Here is a 25,464-nt window from a genome sequence, read left to right on the forward strand (position 1 = left end):
GCGCCTGCGTGCCACGCCGTTCTAAGGCTGTTCCACTTTGTGTCGCCGCCTTATTCGTCGGGCAGGCGAATAACGCTGGCGTCCTTGCGGATCTGATTGGCGGCAGCGAGCATCTGTTTGCATTGATGCGCGAGCAGCTTCAGTTCATGCACGGCGTCCGCCGAATAGTCGGCCGATTTCTCGGCTTCGACCACCATCGCATCGAGTTCGCGCGAGAGCTGTTTCGTCAGTTCGGCCTGATCGGCCGGCACTGCGGTACCGGCCTCCGCCTCGGTAAGATTGTCCCGAACCACACTAAGCACGCGTTGCAACGGTTGCAGCGAAACGCTTTCCTGCTGTTGTGCCGAAGTGCGCAACAGGGGTGCGGCTGCCGTGATCTGCGAGGCCAGTACGTGACTGCGTACCAGCAGGTCGTTGAGCTCGGGGACAAACTTCTGCGCGGCCTTGGGCTCCAGCATCATGCGCTGGAATGCCTGGCCCAGGTTGGCGAACGCCACATGCACGTTCTTGCGGGCGAGCCGGTAGCGATAGTCTCGCTCGAGCGCGACGGCTGCGGCCGTTGCGGCTGGAGTGGTGGCTGCTCCGACCGTGGTGGTTCCAACTGCGGCAGCCCCAACTGCGGCGCCCGAAGCGGTCGCGGTGGTTTTGGCGCCTGCGTCGCCCGCTGACTCGGCGGACTTAGTGTTGGCATTAGCGTTGACATTGGCGTTCGCGCTAGCACCCGCACCCGCCGTCGCGAGCGCAGCCGCACCGAAGTTCGCGCCACCAAAACCCGCCGCACCGAAACTTCCCGCGGGATTGGCCATCGCGGCAGCCGGCGCGCGCGCACCCGCCTCGGTCACGACGGCAGTGGCAACCTCGACCGGCCTGCCGCTCCACCACCAGCTTGCTTCCAGATACTGCCGGGTAGCGGCAATCATGCTGTTGACGAGCTTGCCCATCAACCGGTATTCCCAGTACGGGAACAAATGGCTGGCGGCAATGGCGATCGCGCAGCCGACCACCGTATCGATAGCGCGCTCGCCGATGATGCGCATGCTGCCCGGTGCGAGCAGGTGAAACATCAGCAGCACATACGCCGAGGTAAACACCACGCTCGCCGTGTAGTTGAACAGTAGCAGGCTGTAACTCATGACCATCGAGGCGAACATCACGACGAGCAGGATGTGGGGTTCCTTGACGAACACCATCAGCGCGATGCTGGCCGTGCAGCCGATCAGCGTGCCGATAATCCGCTGCCCGTTGCGTTGCTTGGTCAGCGAATAGCCCGGCTTCAGGATGATGACGGTGGTCATCACGATCCAGTACGCGTTGGTGAGCGGCAACAGCCGCCCGAGCCAGAAGCCGACGGCAACCGCAATCGTCACGCGCAACGCATGCCGGAAGCTCGGCGAGGCCATCGTCAGGTTCGAGAAAATCTGCCCGAACGGCACGCGCCGGCTCGACACGAAGCGCGATAGCGCCTGATCCAGACGCAGTTCGGTTTCCGTGGTGCGCGCCTCGCTGGAGAGGCTCTTGCGCATCTTGTCGATCAGCCGGGTCGCGCTCCAGATGCGCCTGAACGTAGCCGACACTGCCGAATACGCTTCCGGGTTCTTCGCCGGCATATCGTGCTTGCGCATCAGCTCGATTTCGAATTCGATGGCGCGCAGTTCGGCTTTCACATTGACGCGGCTGCGGGGCGGCTGGTTCTGCAGTACGGCGAGGCCGATCTCTTCGAGGTCCGCTGCGGCCTTGCGGATCAGGTCGCGATAGAAGGTGAGCATGTCCGAGCCGCCGAAGGTGTTGCGCACCATCGGGTAATCGGTATGCGCGCCGACGAACAGCTCATGCAGGTCGACCGTGTTGATGAACAGGTTAAATAGCATCGCGCGGCGCGGTTCGAGCTTGCCGCTCTTGAGCTTGGGCAGGTTGCGCAGCACGATGTCGCGCGCCGCCTCCTGACGCTCGACCGCGGCGATCTGCTTGGCGACCAGGTTGCGGTAGCACTCGTCGAGGTCGTTATCGAGATCGTAAAAGTCGGACCGCGCGAGCAGATAGTCTGCGCAGGCAAACACGCTTTCGGCGAGCGCCTGCTGTTCGATGCGGTGCATCTGCCAGCGGCTCACCAAAGTCGACCAGTACGTGTACCAGAGCCCGCCTGCGAGTATCCATGCCGCATTGACGAGCGCCTGCATGGGCGTGAAGTGCTCTTCAAGCGTCACGATCATCATGAAGAGCGTCGCGAAGCTGATCTGCGGCCAACGGTTGCCGTACACCACGATCAACGACAGCACGAAGGTCAGCGGTACCACAGTGCACCAGAGCGCCACCGGATTGACGGTGGCGATGCCAGTTGCAAGCGCTGACAGGAAGCCGATCACGCTGCACGCCAGCATTTCGTTGTGCTTGTACTTGAGGGGGCCCGGCATGTCGACCACACACGCGCCGAGCGCGCCGGTCGCGATGGTGAAGCCCAGCTCCTGCTGGTGGAACAGGAGCAGGCAAATGACGGCCGGTAGCGATACGCCGACTGCGATCCGCAGGCCGCCATAAAAGTACTGGCTATATAAGAATTTTTTGATTTCGACCGAATAACGCATCGACTGCCTGGAGGTTTCGTACCACGACAATAATGAGACTGCAGGGAAGCCCCAAACCGAGGATGAGTCTAACTGATTTTAGGGCCCATCTGACCTCGTCCGTTCGGCCAGGTTATGTCGTGTCGATGCCCTTGTTATGCTGTCGCTCGATGGGGATGGTGGCCGGGAGTGGCGCGCAACGCCCGGTGGCTCAGCCGAGTATGCCGTCTGTCTGCGTGTGGCTGCCGGAGCGGTTGCGCAAGGTTTTGCGATACCACAACGTCCATACCAGCAGCCCGCCATAGATGCCGTAGCCGATGAACGGCGAGACCACCAGGAACCGCTCAATCGGCCAGGTCCACGCCATCCAGGAGCGCAGGGCGGTTTCGCTGGTGAGGCCCACGCCCCAGACCGCGGTCATCATGCGCATCGAGGTGGCAAAAGCCGGGCGTTCGTCCCAGAGTGCGTTGACGCGTTCGGCGCCGCCCGCCATTTCGCGCGCGACCGTGGCGCGGGCCAGATAGAAGATGAGCGGACGGCGCATCGGCAGCGACAGCAGGAACGCCACGCCAACCGCGCCTGACACCAGCGACTCGCGCAGCAATAACATGCGCGGGCTGCCGCCCAGCGCCATTGCGCCGATCGACAGGACAATGCCGAGCAGCACGATCAGGCTGAGCGCGTCAACGCGCCGGAACCGCGCGAGCTCGACGAGACTCCAGACCACCGGCGGCACGGCCGAGGCGATCAGGCCGCCGGTCTCGCCCCAGTGCGGCATGGCGAGCCGGTATGCCAGCCACGGCAGCAACAGGTTGACCGCCAGTTCGAGCAGGAAAGCGGGGCGCAGTTTCATGCTAATTTACGTTGTAAGCGATACGTGCGAGTATCGATGAGGCATCGGCAGGCGGCAACCGTTGTTGTGCATCGGGCGCAGCTTGCCGATAGCGGAGTATTTGCCTGACCCGGCCGATGCGCTGGTGCTGTGTACACTTGCGGTTCGTCGTTCCATACCATGCCATGACATCCCGTTACCCGATCCCGCCCAATGAAATCGAACTGACCGCAGTACGCGCACAAGGGGCGGGCGGCCAGAACGTCAACAAGGTCTCGAGCGCGATTCATCTGCGTTTCGATGTGCGTGCGTCGTCGCTGCCCGACGTTCTGAAAATGAGGCTGCTCGCGCTGTCAGACCGGCGGCTAAGCCGTGACGGTGTGGTCATCATCAAGGCGCAGGAGCATCGCACCCAGGAAATGAATCGCGCGTCGGCGCTGGCCCGCCTGGACGAACTGATTCAGAGCGTCAGCGTGACGCGCACGCCGCGTGTCACCACGCGGCCAACGCGGGCGTCGAACCGGCGCCGGCTTGACACCAAGGCGAGGCGCGGTGAGATCAAGTCGGGACGCTCGCGCGTGGACGATTGACGCGGCTGCGGCTCAACGCTTGCTTGCGCCGGGCGTCGCCGGCGCGCCCGGGATGAAGTCGACGCAAAGTATTGTGGTCTTGCCGCCGTGCTCGAGCGTGACAGCAGCGGTGTAACAGTCCTGGCCGTCGATCAGAGAGTAGTGCGGCCCCATCATCGCGACCCGGCCCGGTGCTGCCAGGGCGTGCTTGAAGTAGGCCCGGCGCGACCAGTTGCTGCGGGTGGTCGCGAGCAACGGCGCGAGCCGCTGTGGAGGCGGCGGCACGGCTGGGGCGCTGATGGAAGGCAGTGTTTGCTCGCCCTGCGCATCCGTGACGAACACGCGGCGCGCTTCGGGAATGTGAAAGACGTGGCGCGCAGCCTCGGTAAGATCGCCGCTCGTGGAGAAACTGCCGGCAGCGGCCAGCACCGCTTCGGCGAATCCCTCGAAGCCGAGTTGTTTGTGGCGGGCGTGCTTGCGTTCGAATTCGGCGAACTTGCGCCACATCGAGTCGATCAACGCCGGCACGCGCGCGCACGCCGCCTGCACGGATCCCTTCGGCTGGCCCAGCCAGAAACCCTGCACGAAGTCCACGTCGGCCTGCATCAGGATCATCAGTTCGTCGTCGGTCTCCACCCCTTCGGCCAGCACCAGCGTTCCCGACTGATGCAGCATGGCAATCAGATGGCCGATCAGCGACTCGTCGCCCTGGCGTTTGCCTGCGCGTGCCACCAGCGAACGGTCGAGTTTGACGATGTCAGGGCGGAAGCGCCACACCCGGTCGAAGTTCGAGAAGCCGGTGCCGAAGTCGTCGATGGCAATCAGGAAGTCGCGCGGTTGCGAGGCGGCCAGCATGCTGGCGACGGCCGACTCATCGTCCGCCGGTTGCTCGAGCACCTCGATCACGATGCGTTCCTGGGCCAGTCCGAAATGGGCAGACAGTTCGTCGATAAAGGCGCGTTGTGGCCAGCCGGTTTCGAACACCTGCGGCCGCGTATTGAGGAACAGCCAGCCGACCTCGACGTTCTGTTCCATGAAGTTGGCCACATGCAGGCAACGTGCGATCCGGTCCAGCTCGCGCGCTTCGCTGGCTGAGCGTGTGCCGGAAAACAGGACGTCGGGCGTCACGGGCAGACCGACTGGATCGAACGCGCGCAACAGCGCTTCATAACCGACGATGCGTTGATGCGTAATCGACAGCACCGGCTGAAATACGCTGTGCAGCGTGAGCGCTCGCCATGTTGCGGTCCAGCCGGCTTCTTCGCGCACCAGATGGGGCAGAAGACCGCTAAGCGTCAGTTCTTCGACTGTGGGCATGATGGCGTGGCCTCAGGCGTGCGGTGCGCAATGATGTCCCGCACCGCACACGCACGTGGCCGTGGCCGTGGCGCTGGAGGGGCGAGGACGCTGCCCGAAGAGACGGAGATGAATACCAGCACGCTGGCCCCCCGACTGATTGGTCGAAAAACAGTCTAGCAGTTCGAACCTGGTGTGAATGTACGGGTTATCACACACGCGCAAAGCCCGTCGGTACATAGGATTGGAGCTAGCACGCGGGACCGGAGAATGGCCGCCGAAGTCCAGCCGGACGCCAATTGCGGAGGAAGTTTGTTGCCTCCCGGAGCCGGGCGTTTCTGCAGACGTTTACCGTAACCGCTGGCCGAGGCAGGCCGCGAGCAGATTTGCTGCGCTGCGGATTGGGTCGAACATTCGGAAATTCGCGTCGTGTCGAAGATCGCGTGAGCTTGCCTCACGTGTGACGGGTCATGCTGGCACACGGACAGCGGCTTGACGGCCGCGTGCCCGTTGCCGGATCTGTGACGCTTAGTGCGTCGACTGCGGGACGTCGAGGATGAGGATGATGGTCCAGTCCGCATCGCCGTCGTGGTGATACTGGCGTTCCGCGACAATAAACGGCTGTTGCTTGCCGTCCGGGCCGAGAAACAGCACGTCGCCCTCCATCGGCAGACATTCAACCGGCGGCAGCGCAAGGTATGCTTCCTGACCGCCGCGCGGCATCAGTTTTTCGATTTTGCGGGATGCTGCTTCGGTCCATTCGATGTCAAGCTGGATGTTGCTCATTCTGTCCTCCGCACCAAGGTGCGCACGGGTTGGGGGTGGTTCTTCGGTGCGCGACTTTAGCATACCGTCAGTGCGCCCCGGACGACAAAAAGCCGAAGCCCGTAATGCCGGCTTCGGCTTTTTTACTTTCGCGATGCGGCCGCGAATGGTGCCGCTAATCGAACAACGCGCGTCCAATGCGCGCGTCCAAGCGCGATTACTCGCTGGCCGCTTCAGGCTTGGCCGCTTTCATGTGGTGCGGCGCCTTCTTGTGGTGCTTGGCCGGCATGGCCGGCTGGCTTTCCATTGCTTGCTGCTTGGCTTGCAAGTCTTGCGCACGCTGCTCGACGTCGGCGGCCTTGGCCGGATCGGTGCTCATCATGACGCCGTTGTCGGTCTGTGCATATGCTGCGCCCGTCAGGGCCGAGAGGGAAACCAGGATCGCCAGGGACACTTTCTTCATCGTTACCTCCGTAGAGTGGTTGTGGCCGAGTAATGCTGTCCGATCTAAGGGACCAGACCATTCTAGCGAGCAATATCCGCTCCAACAGAAGCTTTGCAACATTTTTGACAGATAGTTACATTTAGTTACGTTTGTGCTGTTGCATTAGGCGGCTCATGGCCGCCGTAACGGGTGTTATTGCCGCGTGGCGAATGGAAACCCGGTCGTATCGGAAGAAGCTGCGATGTGGGAAGCGATGTGCTTGCCGTCGCAAGTGAGTTATCCATCGGTAACCGGGTAAAAAATAAATCTGCATAACTGATTAATTGCCCGGGGGCGGCGGCCTTCCTTTTGAAAGCGGACCCACCGGGAAGCGACAGATTTGATGGCACTCAAAACCATCCAAGCAAGCGGTACACATGAAACTGCGCGATGCCGATCAGTTCATGCAGCGCGGTGTCCGCATCCACGAGATTGTCATAGCGCGGAAGCACTCCAACGCGCACCTGCCGCGTGTTCGAGATAACCGGGTGGGGCGTGAGCCCAAAACGGTGGAAGTCGAGCAGGGCGCGTGGCATCTGATACGCGGACGTGACGAGGATCAGCGAGTCGTACCGCTCGCCTTGCAAAAGCGCAGCCACGTTGCGGGCATTTTCGTAAGTCGTGCGGCTGCGGTTTTCCAGCACGATATCCGAACGCGGCACCTGCCTTTGCAGCAGATACGGCAGGTAGTTATCCGCTTCAGAGGTTGCGTGGTGCTGCGGATTGCCGCCACTGACGACGACGTCGCAGCGTGCGCCGGTTCGTTTGCATGCCGAATAGATATCGGCACTCGTGGCGATTCGTACCATGGCGTCGTGCCTGGGCACCAGCTTGTGGCTGTCGTCGTATTCGGTGCCGCCGCCCAGCATGACGATCACGGTGCGCGTGGCGTACGTCGGCGGTGCAACGGATTGCATGCCCCACTGAGCCCAGGCGAGTAGCGGCTCGCTCAGCCAGCCTGCCGCGAGCAGCCAGAACAGGGTCACGCCGGCGAGCGCGAGCGGGACGCGTGCTCGCCGCCTTAGCACGATTGCTGCAAAAAAAAGCGCCAATAAAGTGAATAGAATCAATTTAAATGGGGTAACGTATGGTTTCTGGGGACATTCACGCCTGCCGCAATCGCGCCACCTCGGTCGCATCGCGGGTACGTGAAGAGAACGCTACCACGCGGTTCGAACGGGGACCCCGGAAACACGAAATTACAGGTGGCGCCTGGCGGTAGACAGTAGCATCGCCCTTGCGATGAGTCTGGCCGCCATGGGTGGGTGCTACGCGCGTCACTGGTGGCGCGGTGATGTGCTGCGCAAAGATGTGTCATGGCTGCACTTTAAGAAAGAAGTGAGATGACCACGTATTCCAACGAAGCAGTTCTTGAGGCGCTGCGGCGGGCGCAATACCGCCAGGTGCCCTGGGCCCGGCGTCCGGGAGTATTCGAATATCTTCGCGCGCTCGGCTTGATGGAGACGGTTCGGCAACGGACCGTGGCGCCCGCGCCGGGTTTTCATGCGCCGGTTGATATAGCCGTGCTGACCGATCGGGGCCGGGCCGAGTTTGCCCGCCTCGAACGCTACGAGCGTTCGCTCGACTGGACCGCGCGCAAGATGCACGACTACGTCGCCGCGGAACACCGAACGGCCGATCTGGAAGTCCGTCCGTAGCGGGCAAATCCGGCAGAAGATCGAGGCGCCGGCATGCCGGCGGGCCATGCCCGCGGTCCGCCGTCGTCGCCGGTAATCGCCGAAAACCGCACGCAGTCTGCCGCCAAAAAAAAGCCCGTATCGCAAGGATACGGGCGTACCGGAATTACTACTGCCACGCTGTGCTGATGGCATTGGTGAGACTGGTTGGAGCCTCGGTGGTTCCCGTGGCTTTGGGCAAGCTTCACATGGCTATTCATTTCCTCGCCACGCCGTGGTATCCCACACGCCTTGAACTCTCCGCTCACCCTTAGCGACGGCGTGGCGCGTCCTCGCGCGGCTGGTCCGGCCGTGCGCGTACATTGCTTGCGATGTCGCCGCGCAAATCGCCGCGTGGCGCGGGCGGCGTGAACTCACGAGGGTGTTCGCCCTGTTGCAATGTCTCCACCCTGGCGGGCCGGTCGGGCCGCCAGTTCCAGCCCGTGGGCCTTTGCTGTGCGAAAGTAGGTGCGGCGATCAGTGAAACGACAATGCCGCACAGAAGCAGGGACATTGGTTTCATGCTGGGCTCCGTTCAAACCTGATTCATCAGATTTGTGTGCATACTCGTACGGTATGCCCAAGAGCGAAAGCGCGCTGTAAGTAATCGTAAATGGATGTTTCACTCGGTGTCGGCGAGCCGGCGGCCGGACGTCCGGCGCGGCGCTGGCGGGCAGCGTACCGTGCACGTGGGTGGACCCTGGCAGGCGCGCTTTCGATAGCGCGGCCCAAGCCGTGTTCGGTCTGCCGGATCGCTGGCCGCTGGATACGCACCGGGCGCCCAGAGGCGCCCGGTGGCAGCACAGCAGTATCAGGCCATCTTGACCGGCGCGCGCCACGATTCCGGATTGGTCCAGAATGCGCCGCGCAGGCGGTCGCGGCTCGGCGGTGCAGGCGGCTTGGCAGCCGTTGCGCCAATCCGGCCGCGCAGCGAGATTTCCCGGCCGCTCGTGCCGAGTCGCTTAACTATTTCGGCGAGCGTACCATCGGCTTGCCACTCGTCGAAACGGCGGCGGCAAGTCGGCGGCGAGGGGTAGCGGCCGGGAAGCTTGGACCAGCCTTCTCCCGTCGATAGTACCCAAAGAACCGCATTGACAACCGCGCGCGCTTCCACGCGTGGCCGACCGCGGCGTTCGCTCCGTGCAGGCTCCGCACAGAACAACGCCTCGACCAGCGCCCACTCGTTGTCTCTCAAATCGTCGAACAGCATCATGTCTCACCTCAGCGAAGCTAACTCCGGTGCGCTGCCCCGCGCCGCGCACTCTCCATGCACTCAATCGCGAGTGCCAGGCGGGGTCGGGCTTGCCACGGTTCTGGTTGTGCAGTCAGGTCCATGGCGCCGACCCAGTGCGCATCCAAATGCACGAAGCGTGCCACCTCTTTAAAAATTTCCTCGAAGTCCCGTAACGTCGGGCCAGCGCGGGCGTTAGTCAGGGGCGTATAAGAATCCAAAAAAGCCGTCCCGCAAATCGGGACAATCACCAATCTTGTGCAATCAGGCCCGCGCAACGTGCGTTTGCGCCTTATTGCTGCATCGCAGCGAAACGATCGCGGCGGTGTGTGGCGCTTAAAGAAACAATACAATGCTCATGAAAGGCCACCATTGATGAGACACCGAGATGAATGTCACACTGCGTCAGCTAAGGGTTTTCATTGAGGTCGCGCGCTTGCAGAGCTTTAGCCGCGCCGGCGACGAGATCGGACTGACGCAGTCCGCGGTAAGCCGGTGCGTGCGGGAACTGGAGGGGGAAATCGGCCTGAAGCTTATCGACCGGACCACCCGCGAGGTGCAGTTGACCGATGTGGGCGGCAATCTGGTTTCGAGCGTGTCGCGTCTCCTGACCGATCTCGACGATGCGTTGCGCGAGATCCGCGAGATCGGCGAGCAGCGGCGCGGGCGGGTGGTGGTGGCGGCGAGCCCGACGATCGCCTGCCGGCTGATGCCCAAAGTGGTTGCGGCGTGCGGCCAGCAGTTTCCGTTTATCACAATGGGATTGCGCGACGACGTGCAAAGCGATGTGGTCCGCAAGGTCAAATCGGGCGAGGTCGATTTCGGCGTCATCATCGGCCCGTTTTCCGCCGACGATCTGCTGAGCGAGCCATTGATGACGGACTCGTTCTGCGTGGTGTCGCGCAGTGATCATCCGCTGGCGGGCAAGACGCGGGTGGCGTGGACGGATCTCGAGGGGCAGCGGCTCGTGATGCTCGATTACGCGTCGGGCAGCCGGCCCATCATCGACGCGGTCATGAACGAGCACGGCGTGAGCGCCACTGTGGTGCAGGAGTTGGGGCATTCGGCGACGGTGTTCGGGCTGGTGGAGGCGGGCGTGGGCGTGAGCGTGCTGCCATGGCTCGCCTTGCCGTTGCCGGCGGATACCTCGCTGGTGGCGCGGCCGCTGGTACCGCGCGCGGAGCGCACGGTCGAACTGGTGCGACGGCGCGACCGGTCGCTCTCGCCGGCAGCGGAGGCGGTGTGGGGCTTGATCCGGCAACTCCCAGCGCGGGCGGAGGATCTGCGCTAGAGACCGCGCAAGCGTGCGAGCCAGGAGGCGAGGCAGCGACCGGGGTTGCCGGTTACGCGTCCTGAAAATGCACGGCACGCTAAACTGTCGCTCTGCCTGAGATTCCGTCCCTACAACCTCACGACCTGAACCGACTCCCCTGGATGCCTTGATGAGCGAATCCGATCTGCCCACGCCTCTCTTACCGAACGCACGCGATGCCGTTCGTGCGCTGCGACCATCCCAGATTCGCGAAGTGGCGAACGCCGGTTTCGGTGTCGAGGACGTGCTGCCGTTCTGGTTCGGCGAGTCGGACCGCGTGACCCCGGAATTCATCCGTACCGCCGCAAGCGAGGCGCTGGCACAGGGCGCCACCTTCTATACGCACAATCTCGGCATTGCCCCGCTGCGTGCGGCACTCGCCGGCTACGTGACGAGCCTGCACGGCGCGACCTCGGCCGACCACATCGCGGTCACGAGCGCCGGGGTGAACGCGTTGATGCTGGCCGCGCAACTGGTCGTAGGCGCCGGCGATCGCGTGGTTGCCGTCACGCCGCTCTGGCCGAATCTGGTCGAAATCCCGAAGATTCTCGGCGCGCACGTCGAAACCGTCGCGCTCAGTTACGGTGCACAAGGCTGGACGCTGGACCTCGAGCGTCTGTTGAGCGCGCTCACGCCGGACACCAGGCTGCTGATGATCAACTCGCCGAACAACCCGACCGGTTGGGTGATGAGCGCCGATCAGCAGCGCGTCGTGCTCGAGCATTGCCGCCGTCACGGCATCTGGATCGTCGCCGACGAGGTCTACGAGCGCCTTTACTATGCCGACGGTGCTGCTCGGACCGCGCCGTCCTTTCTCGATCTGGCCGGGCGCGACGAGCGGGTGATCTGCGTCAATTCGTTCTCGAAGGCGTGGCTGATGACCGGCTGGCGGCTCGGCTGGATCGTTGCCCCGGCGGGATTGATGGACGATCTGGGTAAGCTGGTCGAATACAACACCTCGTGTGCGCCGGCGTTCGTGCAGCAGGCGGGCATCGTCGCCGTGCAGCAGGGCGAATCGTTTACCCAGCAACTGGTGGCCGACCTGAAGACCTCGCGCGATCACCTGGTGCGGGCGTTGTCCGCGCTGCGGGGTGTCGACGTGAAGGCGCCGCCCGGTTCGATGTACCTGTTCTTTTCGCTGCCCGGTGCGGCGCACAGTCTCGCCTTGTGCAAGGCGCTGGTGCGCGAGGTCGGGCTCGGCGTCGCGCCGGGCAGCGCGTTTGGTCCGGAAGGCGAGGGGTTTGTGCGCTGGTGCTATGCCTGCGACACGGCCCGGCTCGATGCGGGCGTCGCGCGGCTTCAGACGTTCCTTGGCCGGCATGCCGCAGGCTGAATCCGCTGGGTGCGCCCTCTGGCAGACCGGCCAGCCGGCCTTTGTTTTGTGCGGGTTTTGGACCCGTCGGCCTTTAAAGAGCGAAAAGGGATGAAAAGCGGGAATCGTCGGGATTTCGTCTTTACGCACTGAATGTTTTTGCGTAATATGGCGTTCAGTCACGCGATTCCTTTCAGGAATATCGCTGCTCCGTCCGGCTGGGTATGGCTCGATTGCCTGTTTCGCCTCCCCCCGGTGCGTGCTCCCATCAATATGACCGATCAGAATCGGGCGAGCGCGTCTTCAGTTCCAAATCGTCTGTTTGATCCGGTTCTTTGACCACAGGGTCTGACCTAGCTGCATGAATACCCAAGAGGCGAAGATCGTCCTCGAGACTGCCTTGATCTGTGCGCAGGAGCCTTTAAAGCTCGGTGATCTGCGCAAGCTCTTTGCCGACGGTGTGTCGGCAGATACGGTTCGCACGTTGCTCGAAGACCTGAAGCGGGATTGGTCTGGACGGGGTGTGGAATTGGTCGGGCTGGCGTCGGGCTGGCGTTTTCAAAGTAAGCCTGCGATGCGTTCGTATCTGGATCGTCTGCATCCCGAGAAACCGCCGAAATATTCGCGCGCCGTTCTCGAGACGCTGGCGATTATTGCGTATCGGCAGCCTGTCACGCGCGGCGATATCGAAGAGATTCGCGGTGTGACCGTGAACACGCAGGTTGTGAAGCAACTCGAGGATAGGGGCTGGATCGAAGTGATCGGCCATCGCGATGTGCCGGGCCGTCCCGCACTGTATGCGACCACCCGGCAGTTTCTCGACGACCTCGGCCTGAAGGCGCTCGACGAATTGCCGCCGTTGGACGATCCGTCGGCGCAGTTGAACGCCGATCTGCTCGGCCAGCATGCGATCGAGTTTCCGGACGCTGTTGCGCAGGGCGATGGCGATGAGGCGGACGCCGCGATTGATGCCGTAGCGAGCCATGCAGATACCGGGGTAGCTGAAGAAACGGTGGGAGAAGTGGCAGCCGAAGCCTCTGGCGACGTCGCGGCAGCAGACCGTGCAGATGCACCAGTGGCAGTCGAGCAGCCCGTTGCAGCGGCTTTGAACAGTGCCCACGACGCCGATGAGCCAACGTTCGTCGAGCCTGTTGACGTCCCCGCAGGTCATGCGGAAGAAACAGAGGCACCGGCGGGAACGGAAATAGCTGGCGTGGCAGATGAGGCCAATGACACCGCCGGCGAAGCCCACGCCGAACCGCAAGCTGATGTAGAGCCGCAAGCCGACGCCGCTGCAAGCACGGCAAGCACCACCGGCGCCGCTCATGCTGCACAAGATCAGGACCCGGTCTCCCAGGCCGGTCCCGCAATACCCGCGCACGATTCGGGCGTACTCCGCAGTACGGAGTACGCCGTCGAGTCGAACCCGACACGTGTGGCGCACAGCGATCCTGAAGATCGCCGCGATGCCGCACAGGACGCGGGCGTACTGACCGACGACGAAAACGAGTCGCGCAGCGCCTGACGTAACGAACTTTGCCGCGCCCGCAATGGGCGCGCGCGACCTGACATTTTGAGGTTGTTTTGACTGATACCCACGATACCGATTCGTCCGAATCCGAGCACGCCGTGCAATCCGCGCGTGCCGGCGAAACGCGTACTTCGCAAGCGCCGGCTGGCGAGACTGATCGCCCGGCGCACGCTGAAGGCGCGGAGGGCGAAGAACGTCCGCGCCGCGGACTGCGCCGCGGGCCGCGTAGCCTGATCGCACGTCGTCGCGCGGGGGCGAAGAACAAGGGCGCCGAAGGTTCGCCCGAGCCGGTCGTGACGGAAGCGCCGCCGGACGGCGAAGTGGTGGCGCAGGTGCGCATGCCGCGCAAGGAACCGGGCTCGAAGGGCCAAGGTCCGCGTCGCAATGCAGGCGCTAAGCGCGAAGGCGCGGCGCACCGGGAGGGCGGCCCGCGTGAAGGCGCTCCCCGCGAAGGCGGTCAGCCGCGTGAAGGTGGCCGGCCGCGTCAGAACCGCCGCGGCGATGCGCCGGTCGTGGCAGCACCGGCAACGGATGCCAGCCAGGACGATCTGTTCTCGTACGTGACCTCGCCAGCGTTCGACGCGGACAACAGCACCACCGGTGGCGTGCGCGCCCCGATGCTGCGTCGTGGCAAGCCGGCTGCACCCAAGCGCGTGCTGTCGCCGGATGACGACGCACCCAAGCTGCACAAGGTGCTCGCCGAAGCGGGCATGGGCTCGCGCCGCGACATGGAAGAGCTGATCATCGCGGGCCGCGTCTCGGTCAACGGCGAGCCGGCCCATATCGGCCAGCGCATCATGCCGACCGACCAGGTCCGCATCAATGGCAAGCCGGTCAAACGCAAGCTGCAGAACAAGCCGCCGCGCGTGCTGCTGTATCACAAACCGACCGGCGAAATCGTCAGCCACGCGGATCCGGAAGGCCGTCCGTCGGTCTTCGACAAGCTGCCGCCGATGAAAACCGCCAAGTGGCTCGCGGTCGGCCGTCTTGACTTCAACACCGAAGGCCTGCTTATGCTGACCACCTCGGGCGACCTTGCGAACCGCTTCATGCACCCGCGTTACAGCGTCGAGCGCGAGTACGCGGTGCGTGTGGTCGGTGAGCTGGCCGAAGGGATGCGTCAGAAGCTGTTGCACGGCGTCGAGCTCGAAGACGGTCCGGCGAATTTCCTGCGCATCCGCGATGGCGGCGGCGAGGGCACGAACCACTGGTATCACGTTGCACTGGCCGAAGGCCGCAACCGCGAAGTGCGCCGCATGTTCGAGGCAGCCGGCCTGATGGTGAGCCGCCTGATCCGTACCCGTCATGGTCCGATCTCCCTGCCTAAGGGCTTGAAGCGTGGTCGTTGGGAAGAGCTTGAGGACAATCAGGTGCGCAGCCTGATGGCGTCGGTCGGCCTGAAGGCCACCAGCGAAGAGAAGGGCGGTCGCAGCGCGGCCCCCGAGCGCAAGCAGCCGGATCCGATGCAGACGTCGATGGGCTTCATCAATCGCGAACCGGTGCTGATGTCGCACGGCCGTTTCGACCAGCAACCGCCGCGTGGCGGCGGCGGTCAGCGGCGCGGCGCGGCGGGCGGCGGTTTTGGCGGCGGCACGGGGGGGGCAGGCTTTGGCGGCGGCTACGGCCGTGGCGCCGGTCGCGGCGCCAGCACGGGTTTTACCGGCCCGATGAGCAGCGGCAGCGGTGCGAACACGCCGCGCGGCGGCGGCGGACGTGATGTCGACGGCAATCGTGCGCCGTCGGGCAGCGGCAATCGCGCACCGGGCGGCGCTGGCAAGCGCGCCGGCGCGGCGGGTGGCAATCCCGGCAACGGTGGTGGCCGCGGGCCGGGCGCCGGTAATCGCGGCGGTGGTCCGAACCGTTCGGGCGGCGGCAATCCGAACGCCGGTGCGAATCGCGGCGGCGCTCCACGTGGTCGCTCGCGCGGCCGCTAGGCGGTGACTGGCGAGCGCGCACGGCGCCGCCAGCTTCAGACTCAACCGGCATGGATGAACGCGTGCCATGCACGCGAAGAAAAAAGTGCCGGATAAGGGGGTGGTCCTACCGCGATCGAACCCCCTGAGTCGGACCGGACAGCTTGCAGAAGACGCGTCGCGCCTCCATTTCCACAAAAGATTGCAGTGAAATCAAGCGGAAATGCGGGTTTCACGCGCGCTGCCGGTTTGCGTTTGTCCCGAAAAATGGCTACAATCGCAGAGTCGCTGGGCGTGCGGCTTTTCATGTGCGGCTCAGATGCGACCACCGGCAATAAGATGATGGGCGTTTCGCCCATTTTTTTTTGCCGCTTCGTTTGTGGTTCGGCATCTCGGGTAGCAGGAACGTGCGCCGGCTTGGCGCGCGGCCCGCAGGTTGTTTGCAGGTAAAACCGGCAGGCTTGCCGCGCGAACATCTTAGAGGGCACTGTGCAACTGACGGAACTGATTGAAACCACGGTCGTGGGTCTCGGCTACGAGCTCGTCGACCTTGAGCGCACCGGGCGCGGCATGCTGTGTATCTACATCGACCAGCCGGCCGGCATCGCAATCGAAGATTGCGAGAAGGTCACGCGTCAGCTCCAGCACGTTCTGACGGTCGAAAATATCGATTACGAGCGGCTTGAAGTGTCGTCGCCGGGTCTCGACCGTCCGCTGAAAAAACTGGCGGATTTCGAACGCTTCGCAGGCAGCGAAGTGGCAATTACATTGAAAAAGCCATTGGACGGACGGAAATCGTACCGGGGCATCCTGCATGCTCCGCAAGGCGAAACGATCGGTCTGGAATTTGAAGGGAAGGAAGGCGCCGCGATGCTCGATTTCACGCTCGCGGACATCGATAAAGCACGCCTCGTTCCGAAAGTTGACTTTAGGAGCCGCAAACAATGAGTCGCGAAGTGTTGATGCTGGTGGATGCGCTGGCACGCGAGAAGAACGTCGACAAAGACGTGGTATTTGCCGCGCTTGAAGCGGCTCTCGCTTCGGCCTCCAAGAAACTCTTCGAAGAAGATGCGGACATCCGCGTCCATATCGACCGTGAAAGCGGCGAACACGAAACGTTCCGCCGCTGGCGTGTGGTGCCGGACGAAGCCGGTCTGCAAGAGCCGGATCAGGAAATCCTGCTGTTCGAAGCACGTGAGCAAAAGGCTGACGCGCAGCTCGACGACTACATCGAAGAACCGGTGCCGTCGATCGAATTCGGCCGTATCGGCGCGCAGGCCGCCAAGCAAGTGATCCTGCAGAAGGTGCGCGACGCCGAACGCGAGCAGATCCTGAACGACTTCCTGGAGCGCGGCGAGAACATCATGACCGGCACGGTCAAGCGCCTCGACAAGGGGAATTTCATCGTCGAGTCGGGCCGTGTCGAAGCGCTCTTGCGCCGTGACCAGCTGATTCCGAAGGAAAACCTGCGCGTGGGCGACCGCGTGCGCGCTTACATCGCCAAGGTCGATCGCACCGCTCGCGGTCCGCAGATCGAACTTTCGCGTACGGCGCCTGAATTCCTGATGAAGCTGTTCGAGATGGAAGTGCCTGAAATTGAGCAAGGTCTGCTCGAAATCAAGGCAGCGGCGCGTGATCCGGGCGTGCGCGCCAAGATCGGCGTGATCGCATACGACAAGCGCATCGATCCGATCGGCACCTGCGTCGGCATTCGCGGTTCCCGCGTGCAGGCGGTGCGCAACGAGCTCGGTGGCGAAAACGTCGACATCGTGCTATGGTCAGAGGATCCCGCCCAGTTTGTGATCGGCGCGCTCGCGCCGGCAGCCGTGCAGTCGATCGTCGTCGATGAAGAAAAGCATTCGATGGACGTCGTCGTCGACGAAAACGAACTGGCGGTCGCAATCGGCCGCAGCGGCCAGAACGTGCGTCTTGCCAGCGAACTCACCGGCTGGCAGATCAATATCATGACGCCGGACGAATCTGCGCAAAAGCAGAATCAGGAACGCGGTGTTCTGCGTGACCTGTTCATGGCTCGTCTCGATGTCGACGAAGAAGTGGCTGACATCCTGATCGACGAAGGCTTTACGAGTCTCGAAGAGATCGCTTATGTGCCGCTCAACGAGATGCTCGAGATCGAAGCGTTCGACGAAGACACCGTTCACGAACTGCGTAATCGCTCACGCGATGCGTTGTTGACGATGGCGATCGCGAACGAAGAAAAGGTCGAGAATGTCGCACTCGACCTGAAGAGCCTGGACGGCATCGACGCCGACCTGCTCGCCAGGCTGGCCGAACACCAGATTCATACGCGTGACGATCTGGCCGAGCTGGCTGTAGATGAATTGGTCGAGATGACCGCGATGGAAGAGGATGCCGCTAAGGCGTTGATCATGAAAGCACGTGAACATTGGTTCCAGTGAGAAATGACCATGGCGCACTAAATTGAAGCGGCCATCAGGCCGCATGACACGATGCTAACCGCAAGGAATCGGTCCTTGCATTAAGAGGAATGAATGGCGAGTAACAACGTAGCCCAATTTGCCGCGGAACTGAAAATGCCTGCAGGCGTGCTGCTTGAGCAGCTGCAGGCAGCAGGCGTTACCAAAGCGAGCGAAGACGACACCCTGTCCGAGACGGACAAGGCGCGTCTGCTCGACCACTTGCGCAAGTCTCACGGCTCGACTGATGCGGACAAGCGCAAGATCACGCTGACGAAACGGCATACGTCGGAGATCAAGCAATCCGACGCGACGGGTAAGGCTCGTACCATTCAGGTCGAGGTGCGCAAGAAGCGCACGTTCGTCCGCCGCGACGAAGCGGGTGGCGAAGGCGGCGATGCATCGAATCATGTGGCAGAGGCCGACACCGATACGGACGACCTGGAACTTCAGCGTCGCGAGGAAGAAGCGCGTCATGAGGCCGAGCTGCTCGAAAAGCAGGCTCAGGAGCTGAAGGCCCGTCAGGAGCAGCTCGAGCGCGAAGAGGCAGAGCGCCAGGCGCGTGAGCAGGCTGCTGAAGCCGAGCGCCGCCGTGCGGAAGAGGAAGCGGCGAAGAAGCGTGCCGCGGTCGCAGCAGAAGCTGTCGCGCAGAAGAAGGCCGAGCAGGTTGTGCAGGTTGCCCAACCCGCCGCGGCGCCGGCTGTCGCAAGCGAGCAGGACGACGAACGCGCGGCAGCAGAACGTGCCGCGCAACGCGAAGCCGCGAAGAAGGCGGAGGACGCCGCGCGTCTGGCTGCTGAAAAGACGCGCGCCGAGCAGGAAGAAGTGAGCAAGCGCCGTGCAAAGGCGGAAGCCGAAGCGGCCGCGATTCGCGAGATGATGAGCACGCCGCGCAAGGCCCAGGTCAAGGCGCCGGAACCGGCACCGGCGGCCAAGCCCGTTGAAGCCCCCAAGGCTGTGGAAGCCAAGGGCACGCTGCACAAGCCGGCCCGTCCGGAAGGCACAGCACCGGCACGTCCGGCAGCGAAGAAGCCGGCTGCGGCAGCACCGGCCGCCACAACGGCACCGTCGGCTGGCGACAAAAAGAAGCCGGGCGCCGGCAAGGGCGGCTGGCAGGACGACGCAGCGAAGCGCCGCGGCATCAAGACGCGTGGCGATACGAGCGGCGGTGTCGATCGCGGCTGGCGCGGTGGCCCGAAGGGTCGCGGCAAGCATCAGGATCAGAACACCACGTTCCAGGCTCCGACCGAACCGATCGTGCGTGAAGTGCACGTGCCGGAAACGATTACGGTTGCCGATCTTGCCCACAAGATGGCTGTGAAGGCGTCGGAAGTCATCAAGTCGATGATGAAGCTCGGCCAGATGGTTACGATCAACCAGATGCTGGATCAGGAAACGGCGATGATCATCGTCGAGGAACTGGGCCACCACGCGGTTGCGGCCAAGCTGGACGATCCGGAAGCGATGCTGGTCGAAGGTGGCGAAACCACCGACGCAGAACTGCTGCCGCGTCCGCCGGTGGTAACCGTGATGGGTCACGTCGACCACGGCAAGACGTCGTTGCTCGACTACATCCGCCGCGCCAAGGTGGCAGCGGGTGAAGCGGGCGGGATTACGCAGCACATCGGTGCGTACCACGTGGAAACGCCGCGCGGCGTGATCACGTTCCTCGACACGCCGGGTCACGAGGCCTTCACGGCCATGCGTGCTCGCGGTGCCAAGGCTACCGACATCGTGATTCTGGTGGTCGCAGCCGACGACGGTGTGATGCCGCAGACGAAGGAAGCGATCGCCCACGCGAAGGCTGGCGGCGTGCCGCTCGTCGTCGCCATCAACAAGATCGACAAGCCGGATGCGAATCTGGAGCGCGTCAAGCAGGAACTCGTCGCGGAAGGCGTCGTGCCGGAAGAGTACGGTGGCGAATCGCCGTTCGTGCCGGTGTCGGCCAAGACCGGTGCAGGCATCGACGATCTGCTCGAAAACGTGCTGCTGCAGGCCGAAGTGCTGGAACTGAAGGCACCGGTTGAAGCGCCGGCCAAGGGTCTGGTCATTGAAGCGAAGCTCGATAAGGGTAAGGGGCCGGTTGCAACGATCCTCGTCCAGTCGGGTACGCTGAACCGCGGCGACGTGGTGCTCGCAGGCAGCGCTTATGGCCGCGTGCGCGCCATGCTCGACGAAACTGGCAAGCCGACCAAGTCGGCCGGTCCGTCGATTCCGGTTGAGATTCAAGGTCTGTCGGAAGTGCCGCAGGCTGGCGAAGAGGTCATCGTCATGCCGGACGACCGCAAGGCGCGTGAAGTCGCACTGTTCCGTCAAGGCAAGTTCCGCGACGTCAAGCTGGCCAAGCAACAGGCCGCCAAGCTCGAGAACATGCTGGAACAGATGGGCGAAGGCGAAGTGCAATACCTGCCGCTTATCGTCAAGGCCGACGTGCAAGGTTCGCAGGAAGCGCTGGTGCAATCGCTGCAAAAGCTCTCCACGGACGAAGTGCGCGTGCAGATCGTGCACGGCGCGGTGGGTGGCATCAGCGAAAACGACGTCAACCTGGCAACGGCTTCGAAGGCGGTCATCATCGGCTTCAACACCCGGGCGGATGCCCAGGCGCGCAAGCTGGCGGAGTCCAACGGTATCGACATTCGCTACTACAACATCATCTATGACGCTGTGGATGAAGTGAAGGCTGCGATGTCGGGCATGCTGGCACCGGAGAAGCGCGAGGTCGTGACCGGTATGGTCGAAGTGCGTCAGGTCTTCAAGGTACCGAAGATCGGTGCAGTGGCCGGTTGTATGGTCACGGATGGCTTCGTCAAGCGCTCGTCGTCGGTGCGCGTGCTGCGCAACAACGTCGTGATTCACACGGGCGAGCTCGATTCGCTCAAGCGCTTCAAGGACGACGTCAAGGAAGTGCGTCAGGGCTTCGAGTGCGGTATGTCGATCAAGAACTTCAACGACATCGTCGAAGGCGACCAGTTCGAAGTCTTCGAAGTCACCGAAGTCGCGCGTTCGCTGTAATTCAGGCGCAACGCGGAAGGGGCGGGGCGGGCGCTTGGCGCCTCGCTCCGCCCCTTGTTTTTTTGCCTGCGCGCTTGTGCTCGTGTGAGCTTGCGGCCCCCAATGCCGCGACGCGAACCTCATTGCTATCCGCCTGAGCGGATCACGGATTCACCATGCCTAAGAAACGTACTTCTCCCAATCGCAACGTGCAGATCGCCGATCAGATCCAGCGCGATCTGTCCGAGCTGCTGCGCGAGGTCAAGGACCCGCGCATCGGCATCGTCACGATCCAGAGCGTCGAGTTGACGCCGGACTACGCGCACGCCAAGGTCTACTTCACGACGCTGACGGGCGACCCGCAGCAGACGCTGGAAGCGCTGCAGCACGCGGCCGGCCATCTCCACAATCAGCTGTTCAAGCGCTTGCATATCCACACCGTGCCGACGCTGCATTTCCACTATGACAAGACGATCGAACAGGCGGTGGAGATGTCGCGCCTGATCGACGAGGCGAACGCTTCCCGCGCGAAAGAAGACTGATCGCGCGCGGTTTTACGTATGGTTGCTGATTCTCCGTTCGCCCTCATTTTCTTGCTATGACCGCACCTCAACGGCCCCGTGTGCCGCGTCGCGTGCTCGACGGCGTGTTGCTGCTCGACAAGCCCATTGGCCTGTCGAGTAACGACGCCCTGATTCGGGCCAAGCGTCTCTATCTGGCGAAGAAGGCCGGCCATACCGGCACGCTCGACCCGCTCGCTACCGGTTTGCTGCCGCTGTGCTTCGGCGAGGCGACCAAGTTCTCGCAGGATCTGCTCGAAGCCGACAAGACCTATGAGGCCACGATGCGCCTCGGCATCCGCACGGCTACCGGCGACGCCGAAGGCGAGGCGATCGAGACGCGCGAGGTCACCTGCGACGAGCCGGCGGTCGTGGCTGCGATGGCACGCTTTCGCGGCGAGATCGTGCAGGTGCCGCCGATGTATTCGGCGCTCAAGCGCGACGGCAAGCCTTTGTACGAGTACGCGCGCGCCGGCCAGGTGGTGGAGCGGGAAGGGCGCCAGGTGACGATTCACGCACTCGATATGCTGGCCTGTGCGTTGCCCGACGTCACGTTTCGCGTAACCTGCAGCAAGGGTACGTATGTGCGCACGCTGGCTGAGGATATCGGCGAAGCGCTCGGTTGCGGCGCGCATCTGGTGGCATTGCGACGCACCGGTGTTGGCGCGCTGACGCTGGAAAACGCGGTAACGCTCGATGCGCTGTCCGACGCCGCCGAAGGCGAGCGCGATCACTGGCTGCAGCCGGTCGACGCGTTGCTGTCGACTTTTCCGTCTGTCGAGCTTGATGCCGATGCGACGCGCCGGTTTCTGCATGGCCAGCGGCTGCGTCTTGCCGACCTGACTTTGAGCGGCGAGGCAGCCAACGCCGAGCGCGTGCGAGTCTATGCGGCAGCGGGTCGATTGCTGGGGGTCGCGAAGCTGGGCGAAGGCGTGCTCGCGCCGGAGCGGCTGGTGGTGACCGCAGAGACCTGATGAACCGGCGTTAAAGGCACACGCAGACACAAAAAAGGCGGTACCGCATCAGTGCGGTACCGCCTTTTTCTTTGCTGCGAGTTTGATCTGAAGACTGGCGGCGGCCAAAAAAACACTGACTCCAGCCCCGTCAACCCGACCACTCCCTCAGTGCGCCGCCGCCGCTGCCGCACCGGCATCGCCGCCGGCACGCTCAGGCTTGGTGATCCAGATCAGCGCAATCAGCGCGACGAAAATCCCCGCCGAGATGAAGAACAGATCGTTCACCCCCAACTGCGCGGCCTGTTGCGACACCATGTTGTTGAACAGACCGTACGCTTGCGGCTGACTAAACCCGGCCGCGCCCATCTGACGAATCGACTGATCGAACGCCGGGTTGTACGGATTGGCCTGGGCGGTCAGTTGCGCGTGGTGCAGGATCGTGCGGTGATCCCAGGCGGTCTGGAAAATCGACGTGCCGATCCCGCCGCACATGATCCGCACGAAGTTCGACAGTCCCGACGCTGCCGGAATCCGGTTGCCCGGCAAACCCGACAGCGTGATCGACACGAGCGGAATGAAGAACCCGGCCATGCCGATGCCCTGGATCAGCGTGGGGACCAGCAACGAATACGTATCGACGCCGGTCGTATAGCGCGAGCGCATCCAGAAACACAGCGCGAACACCAGGAACGACGCCGTGGCGATGTAGCGCGGATCGGTACGCGGCAGGATTTTGCCGGTGATCGGCGAGAGCAGCACCGCGAAAAAGCCGACCGGCGCCATCACGAGGCCGGCGTTGGTCGCGGTATAGCCCAGATCGGTCTGCAGCCATAGCGGCAACAAGACGAGATTGCCGAAGTAGAGCCCGTAGCCGATCGAAAGCGCCACCGTGCCGCCGGTGAAATTTCGCCTGCTGAAGAGCGACAGGTCGACCACCGGGTGCTCCGCGGTCAGCTCCCAGACGATAAAAAACGCGAGTGCAATCACCGCGGTCAACGCGAGCACCACGACTGTGGTCGACGCGAACCAGTCGAGGTCCTTCCCCTTGTCGAGCATCACCTGCAACGAGCCCACCCAGATGATTAGCAGCGCAAGTCCCACGCCGTCGATCGGCGCCTTGCGGACCACCGAATCGCGCTTGCGGAAGATCGCCCACGTGGCGATCGCGGCGACCGCGCCGACTGGGATGTTGACGTAGAAAATCCACGGCCACGAGATGTTGTCCGAGATCCAGCCGCCCAGGATCGGTCCGGCCACCGGCGCAATCAGCGTGGTCATGGCCCACATCGAGAGCGCCATGGGCGCCTTCGCGCGTGGATAGCTGGCGAGCAACAGGGTTTGCGACAGCGGGATCATAGGGCCGGCCACGGCGCCTTGCAGCACGCGCGAGGCGAGCAGGAAGGGCAGCGTCGGAGCCAGGCCGCACATCCACGACGAGATCACGAACAGGATGATCGACGCCATGAACAGGCGCACCTGGCCGATACGCTCGGTGAGCCAGCCGGTCAGCGGCACGGAGATCGCGTTCGCCACCGCGAACGAGGTGATCACCCATGTACCCTGGTCGGACGAGACGCCGAGATCCCCGGAGATCGACGGGATCGACACGTTCGCAATCGAGGTGTCGAGCACGTTCATGAAAACGGCGAGCGACACCGCGATGGTGCCGATCACCAGTTGCGCCCCCTCTAAAGGCGGATGAGGGATTGGCGCTTGAGCCTGAGCCATGTATTAGAAACCTTGTTTAAACGTGGCGCGGCTTACATTGCCTTGGCTGGTGCCTTCGTATCACGGGCGGCGACCGACTTTTGTGCGCCGCCGTTCGGGCCGGCGTTTTCGGCAATCACGCGGGCGATTTCGGCGTCGGCCTCGTCACCGTACTTGTCGAACACATTGGTCTGATAAACCGTGTTCTGTGCGTCACCCAGCTGGCCGCCGTTTTCGTCCTTGATGCTGACGTCGACGTTCATCGACAGGCCGATCCGCAGCGGATGCTTTTCGAGCTCTTGCGGGTCAAGCTGGATTCGCACCGGCAGACGCTGCACAACCTTGATCCAGTTGCCCGTCGCGTTCTGCGCCGGCAGCAGCGAGAAGGCCGAGCCCGTGCCGGCCGAGAAACCGACCACCTTGCCGTGGAACACGACCGATGAACCGTACACGTCGGCGGTCAGTTCAACCGGCTGGCCGATGCGCATGTGCTTCAGTTGCACTTCCTTGAAGTTGGCGTCGACCCACACGCCGTTCAGCGGCACGATCGCCATCAGCGGATTGCCCGGCGAGACGCGCTGGCCAACCTGTACCGAGCGCTTCGCGACGTAGCCGGTGACCGGCGCCGGCAGCGTGTTACGGGCGTTCGCGAGATAGGCGTCGCGGACTTTGGCGGCAGCGGCTTCCACGTTCGGGTGATCGGCAATCGTGGTGTTGGCCGTGAGGGCGCGGTTCGAGGCGAGTTGCTGTTTGGCGGCGTCGAGGGCGGCCTGCGCGCTCTTCACGGCATCACGGGCGTGCGAGATCTCTTCCTGCGACACGGCGCCGGTCTGGGCGATCGTCATGCGGCGGCGCAGGTCATCCTGAGCGCGCGACAGATCGGCCTCGCGCACTTCAACTTGCGCCTGATACTGGTTGTCGTCGGCGAACAGGCCGCGCACCTGGCGCACCACCTGGCCGAGATTCGCTTCGGACTGTTGCAGCGCGACGCGCGCGTCAGCCGGGTCCAGCACGACGACCGGGTCGCCCGCCTTGACGGTCTGGGTGTCGTCGGCATTGACCGCGATGACCGTGCCGGTCACTTGCGGCGTGATCTGCACCACGTTGCCGTTCACATACGCGTCGTCAGTCGACTCGTGGAAGCGCGCAACCAGGAAGTAGTACAGCCCGTAGGCGATCGCGGCAATCAGGATCACGATGACGAGCAACGTCATCATGCGCTTGCGTTTGCCGGAGTTCGCCGTTTGCGCGCTGGCGGCAGGTTGCTGGGGGGTGCTCATTGATATGCTCCGTATTCTCTCAATCTGCGTCGTTTATTCGGGTGGGCACT

Annotated in this window: 21 protein-coding genes; 11 read left to right on the plus strand and 10 right to left on the minus strand. The window is 63.3% G+C overall.

Annotated elements, in window-relative coordinates; genetic code table 11:
* Positions 1–50 precede the first annotated feature (50 nt).
* Together P3T40_RS27885 and P3T40_RS27890 are read right to left on the minus strand one after the other, a co-directional pair.
* Positions 51–2,582, minus strand: coding sequence for an FUSC family protein (locus tag P3T40_RS27885; protein WP_429270941.1), 2,532 nt, complete (start codon positions 2,580–2,582; stop codon positions 51–53).
* A 190-nt stretch (positions 2,583–2,772) separates the two neighbouring features.
* Positions 2,773–3,414 (minus strand): VC0807 family protein, encoded by a 642-nt coding sequence (locus P3T40_RS27890; protein WP_429270942.1) that lies wholly within the window; start codon positions 3,412–3,414, stop codon positions 2,773–2,775.
* Positions 3,415–3,578: 164 nt separating this feature from the next.
* Between P3T40_RS27890 and arfB the strand changes: the two genes are divergently transcribed.
* On the plus strand, positions 3,579–3,983 hold the full coding sequence (arfB, locus tag P3T40_RS27895; protein ID WP_429270943.1) for an alternative ribosome rescue aminoacyl-tRNA hydrolase ArfB: 405 nt from the start codon (positions 3,579–3,581) through the stop codon (positions 3,981–3,983).
* Between the two features lie 12 nt (positions 3,984–3,995).
* On the opposite strand, the gene P3T40_RS27900 is transcribed toward arfB, so the two are convergent.
* The 4 genes from P3T40_RS27900 to P3T40_RS27915 form a co-directional block, all read right to left on the minus strand.
* Positions 3,996–5,279 (minus strand): sensor domain-containing phosphodiesterase, encoded by a 1,284-nt coding sequence (locus tag P3T40_RS27900; protein ID WP_429270944.1) that lies wholly within the window; start codon positions 5,277–5,279, stop codon positions 3,996–3,998.
* Positions 5,280–5,786: 507 nt separating this feature from the next.
* Positions 5,787–6,044 carry a DNA-binding protein gene (locus P3T40_RS27905; protein WP_074264996.1) on the minus strand — a complete coding sequence of 86 codons (258 nt, stop codon included), beginning with the start codon at positions 6,042–6,044 and terminating at the stop codon, positions 5,787–5,789.
* Positions 6,045–6,240: 196 nt separating this feature from the next.
* A complete protein-coding gene (locus P3T40_RS27910; RefSeq protein ID WP_429270945.1) occupies positions 6,241–6,486 on the minus strand; it encodes a hypothetical protein in 246 nt (81 codons plus the stop codon).
* A gap of 371 nt (positions 6,487–6,857) precedes the next feature.
* A complete protein-coding gene (locus tag P3T40_RS27915) occupies positions 6,858–7,577 on the minus strand; it encodes a YdcF family protein (protein WP_429270946.1) in 720 nt (239 codons plus the stop codon).
* Between the two features lie 273 nt (positions 7,578–7,850).
* Between P3T40_RS27915 and P3T40_RS27920 the strand changes: the two genes are divergently transcribed.
* Positions 7,851–8,165, plus strand: coding sequence for a hypothetical protein (locus P3T40_RS27920; protein ID WP_429270947.1), 315 nt, complete (start codon positions 7,851–7,853; stop codon positions 8,163–8,165).
* Between the two features lie 289 nt (positions 8,166–8,454).
* On the opposite strand, the gene P3T40_RS27925 is transcribed toward P3T40_RS27920, so the two are convergent.
* Both P3T40_RS27925 and P3T40_RS27930 read right to left on the minus strand, forming a co-directional pair.
* Positions 8,455–8,706: a hypothetical protein gene (locus P3T40_RS27925; RefSeq protein ID WP_429270948.1), complete on the minus strand. Its 252-nt coding sequence runs from the start codon at positions 8,704–8,706 to the stop codon at positions 8,455–8,457.
* A 288-nt stretch (positions 8,707–8,994) separates the two neighbouring features.
* Positions 8,995–9,396, minus strand: a complete 402-nt coding sequence (locus P3T40_RS27930) for a transposase (protein WP_006052969.1) — start codon at positions 9,394–9,396, stop codon at positions 8,995–8,997.
* Between the two features lie 406 nt (positions 9,397–9,802).
* Here P3T40_RS27930 and P3T40_RS27935 point away from each other — a divergent pair, with 406 nt between their 5' ends.
* The 9 genes from P3T40_RS27935 to truB all read left to right on the plus strand — a co-directional run bounded on the left by P3T40_RS27935 (position 9,803) and on the right by truB (position 22,445).
* Complete coding sequence (locus P3T40_RS27935) at positions 9,803–10,705, plus strand: LysR substrate-binding domain-containing protein (RefSeq protein WP_429270949.1); 903 nt, start codon at positions 9,803–9,805, stop codon at positions 10,703–10,705.
* A gap of 151 nt (positions 10,706–10,856) precedes the next feature.
* Positions 10,857–12,059: a pyridoxal phosphate-dependent aminotransferase gene (locus tag P3T40_RS27940; RefSeq protein ID WP_429270950.1), complete on the plus strand. Its 1,203-nt coding sequence runs from the start codon at positions 10,857–10,859 to the stop codon at positions 12,057–12,059.
* A gap of 340 nt (positions 12,060–12,399) precedes the next feature.
* Positions 12,400–13,563 carry an SMC-Scp complex subunit ScpB gene (scpB, locus tag P3T40_RS27945; protein ID WP_429270951.1) on the plus strand — a complete coding sequence of 388 codons (1,164 nt, stop codon included), beginning with the start codon at positions 12,400–12,402 and terminating at the stop codon, positions 13,561–13,563.
* A 59-nt stretch (positions 13,564–13,622) separates the two neighbouring features.
* Entirely contained in the window at positions 13,623–15,503 is a 1,881-nt protein-coding gene (gene rluB, locus P3T40_RS27950) for a 23S rRNA pseudouridine(2605) synthase RluB (protein WP_429270952.1), read from the plus strand.
* Positions 15,504–15,971: 468 nt separating this feature from the next.
* Entirely contained in the window at positions 15,972–16,430 is a 459-nt protein-coding gene (rimP, locus tag P3T40_RS27955) for a ribosome maturation factor RimP (protein WP_144154063.1), read from the plus strand.
* Positions 16,427–17,902 (plus strand): transcription termination factor NusA, encoded by a 1,476-nt coding sequence (nusA, locus tag P3T40_RS27960; protein ID WP_429270953.1) that lies wholly within the window; start codon positions 16,427–16,429, stop codon positions 17,900–17,902. The genes rimP and nusA overlap by 4 nt, the downstream gene beginning before the upstream one ends.
* Before the next feature lie 93 nt (positions 17,903–17,995).
* Positions 17,996–20,932, plus strand: a complete 2,937-nt coding sequence (infB, locus tag P3T40_RS27965) for a translation initiation factor IF-2 (RefSeq protein WP_429270954.1) — start codon at positions 17,996–17,998, stop codon at positions 20,930–20,932.
* A gap of 155 nt (positions 20,933–21,087) precedes the next feature.
* The gene (gene rbfA, locus P3T40_RS27970; protein WP_429270955.1) at positions 21,088–21,453 is read left to right on the plus strand and encodes a 30S ribosome-binding factor RbfA; all 366 of its coding nucleotides are present in this window, start codon (positions 21,088–21,090) and stop codon (positions 21,451–21,453) included.
* 56 nt (positions 21,454–21,509) lie between these two features.
* On the plus strand, positions 21,510–22,445 hold the full coding sequence (gene truB, locus P3T40_RS27975; RefSeq protein WP_429270956.1) for a tRNA pseudouridine(55) synthase TruB: 936 nt from the start codon (positions 21,510–21,512) through the stop codon (positions 22,443–22,445).
* A 147-nt stretch (positions 22,446–22,592) separates the two neighbouring features.
* Here truB and P3T40_RS27980 read toward each other — a convergent pair whose 3' ends face one another.
* On the minus strand, positions 22,593–24,155 hold the full coding sequence (locus P3T40_RS27980) for a DHA2 family efflux MFS transporter permease subunit (protein ID WP_429270957.1): 1,563 nt from the start codon (positions 24,153–24,155) through the stop codon (positions 22,593–22,595).
* 32 nt (positions 24,156–24,187) lie between these two features.
* Complete coding sequence (locus tag P3T40_RS27985) at positions 24,188–25,414, minus strand: EmrA/EmrK family multidrug efflux transporter periplasmic adaptor subunit (RefSeq protein ID WP_429270958.1); 1,227 nt, start codon at positions 25,412–25,414, stop codon at positions 24,188–24,190.
* Positions 25,415–25,464: the final 50 nt, after the last annotated feature.

Source organism: Paraburkholderia sp. EB58, assembly GCF_050436665.1.
Taxonomy (GTDB): Bacteria; Pseudomonadota; Gammaproteobacteria; order Burkholderiales; family Burkholderiaceae; genus Paraburkholderia.